Annotated in this window: 4 protein-coding genes; 1 reads left to right on the forward strand and 3 read right to left on the reverse strand. The window is 42.3% G+C overall.

Annotated elements, in window-relative coordinates; genetic code table 11:
• Window positions 1–259 (reverse strand): helix-turn-helix domain-containing protein (locus LPA49_RS22030; RefSeq protein WP_326847808.1); only part of this gene is annotated, 259 nt, incomplete at its 3' end.
• A 100-nt stretch (window positions 260–359) separates the two neighbouring features.
• Window positions 360–1,697, reverse strand: coding sequence for a metalloprotease PmbA (gene pmbA, locus LPA49_RS22035; RefSeq protein WP_230237767.1), 1,338 nt, complete (start codon window positions 1,695–1,697; stop codon window positions 360–362).
• A gap of 137 nt (window positions 1,698–1,834) precedes the next feature.
• Between pmbA and yjgA the strand changes: the two genes are divergently transcribed.
• Window positions 1,835–2,356, forward strand: a complete 522-nt coding sequence (gene yjgA / locus LPA49_RS22040; RefSeq protein WP_036973236.1) for a ribosome biogenesis factor YjgA — start codon at window positions 1,835–1,837, stop codon at window positions 2,354–2,356.
• A 36-nt stretch (window positions 2,357–2,392) separates the two neighbouring features.
• Here yjgA and LPA49_RS22045 read toward each other — a convergent pair.
• Window positions 2,393–2,699, reverse strand: a 307-nt coding sequence (locus tag LPA49_RS22045) for an integrase core domain-containing protein (RefSeq protein WP_230237768.1), incomplete at its 5' end; no start/stop codon positions are given.

A 2,699-nucleotide genomic window follows, 5' to 3' on the forward strand; every position in this document is an offset into this window, starting at 1 on the left:
GACGCTTGATTTTTTGTGCGGGGCTTTCTTTGGCTTTAGGTGATTTAGGCATAGTCATCTTAGGTGATTGAGTCCAATCCATCTTACCGTGTTTTCTCAACCAAGTAAGCACAGTTGAGCGACCTTGTATGCCATAAATTTTTTGGGCTTGTTTATAAGTCATATCGCCTTTTTCTACAGCGTCGACAACTTGTAATTTAAAGCCTAATGAATAATCTCGTTGTGTTCGTTTGATCGGTGTATTATTTGACTTGGTCATAATAAGTCCTAAATGTGTAAACACATTTCAGGACGAGACACATTTTTTAATAAAAAAGCCCCACTTTATTAAGTGAGGCTTTATGCTGCTCCGTTGCGTGTTAGCTTCCTGCTATCTGCATTTGTTCAATTAGCACTGAGCCCGTTTGAATCCCGCCACGACGCTCAATATCACCACCCAGTCCGACAACCGCTTTAAACATATCTTTAAGGTTGCCTGCGATTGTTATCTCGCTGACAGGGTATTGAATCTCGCCGTTTTCTACCCAAAAGCCCGCTGCGCCACGCGAGTAATCACCTGTTACCGTGTTGACCCCCTGCCCCATGAGTTCTGTGACTAATAAGCCGGTGCCCATGGTGTTTAACAGCGCTTTTAAATCAGCGTGCGTTTGCTCAACTAACCAGTTGTGGATCCCGCCCGCATGACCGGTTGGTGCCATTGATAATTTACGAGCCGCATAGCTTGCTAATAGGTAAGTTTGCAGCTCACCGCCTTGAATAATTTCACGGTCGACTGTTTTTAAGCCTTCCGCATCAAACGGTGATGAAGCAAGGCCTTTTAATAAATGCGGACGCTCAGAAATATTCACACAATCGCTGAACACTTTGGTGCCTAAACTATCGAGTAAAAAGCTCGATTTACGATAAAGTGCACCACCGCCAATCGCCGACACTAAATGGCCAAATAACGAGTTGGCAATATCTGCTCTAAAAATAACAGGCACTTTCATGGTACCGAGTTTTTGACTATTGAGTTTAGCGAGTGTTTCTGTAGCCGCTTCAAGACCCACTTTTGCAGCATCGTTTAAATCGTCTTTATGGCGAGCAACAGTGTATGCAGAGTCACGCTGCATTTGCTCACCTTCTTTGCCAATCACCATGGTGCTTATACTGTGGCGAGTACGCGGGTAACCAGCAATCATGCCATGGCTGTTACCATATACGCGAAGCCCTTGGTGAGACGAAAAGCTCGCACCATCAGAATTTACAATGCGCTCATCAGCATTCAATGCGGCCTGCTCTGCTTGATGACACAACTCAATACCTTGCTCTGGGCTGACATCCCACGGGTGATATAAATCTAAATCTTGTGGTGCAAATTCAAGTAGTTCTTTATCGGCAATACCGTTGAATGGATCGTCAGATGTAAACTTAGCAATATCAATTGCTTTTTCGACCACAGTACGTAACGTTTTTGGGTTTAAGTCGGCGGTTGATGCCGAGCCTTTATTATTACCCACATACACACTGATATCTAAGCCACCATCTTGGTTAAACTCTATTGTTTCAACTTCTCCCATTCGCGTGCTAACAGACAAACCTGACGTGCTCGACATTGCAGCTTCTGCAGCGGTTGCTCCAAGCTTTTTAGCATGCTCAAGAACTTCGCTTACGGCATCTTTCACTTGTGAAATATGTTGATAAATAGGATCTTTCATCTTCGGTGTCCTAGGCTATGATATTTTTTATAGTGTAGCGAATGCTAACACACTGCGAGACGTGCATCAGCTAATATTAATCATTAACTAAATGACGTATAATAGTGAATAGTTAAGTTTACCGGATGAGCATCCTTATGGCGAAGAAGAAAAAGCCTGCAATTGAAGAAGAAATTATTTACGTATCAAAAAGCGAATTAAAGCGTGAGGCAATGCAATATCACGATCTTGGCGCTGAAATCGCAGGGATGGCTAAAAAGCAACGCGACCGCTTACCATTAAACGACGAGCTTAAAGAAGCCCTCGTCGTTGCAGATAAAGTTAGCGATAAAAGCGATGCTTACCGTCGTAACTTAAACTATATTGCAAAAGTACTACGTACCACTGAAAACGTTGATGAAATTCAAGCCATGATTGACATCATGCTGAACAAGAATAACCAAGCTGACGTATTAATGAATAAAATAGAAAAGCTTCGTGATGACTTGATCAAGCAAGGTGATGACTTAATCAACCCGACTATTGAGCAGTATCCATCGCTTGAGCGTCAAAAAATGCGTCAACTAGTGCGTAATGCAACCAAGGAAGTTAAAGCCGAAAAACCGGCAAAGAGTTACAAAGAGTTATTCCAGTATCTAAAAGATGCGATTATGGTTTAAGTCTCTTTTGTCTCGTCCTAAAATACGTTGACGGTTTTAATTGAAGGCCAGTAGCTTTTGCTCTTGGTCTTTTTTATGCACTTGGTTTGGGGTTTCCATGCCTAAACTCAAATGCGGCCTCATTTCATTGTATATTACTATTGATTCTTCGACGAGTTCACGTAGCTCTTTCAGGTTTTGGCATTTATAGAGTAAGAATTCTTGCTTCAATATGCCATTAATGCGCTCCGCCAATGCATTTTGATAGCAATCATAGCCATCGGTCATCGATGGAGTAATGCCATTTTCATTAAGCTTTACTTGATATACCCGTGAGCAATACTGTAACCCTCTATCTGAATGG

The organism is Pseudoalteromonas sp. MB41 (assembly GCF_020966275.1).
Classification (GTDB): Bacteria; Pseudomonadota; Gammaproteobacteria; order Enterobacterales; family Alteromonadaceae; genus Pseudoalteromonas; species Pseudoalteromonas lipolytica.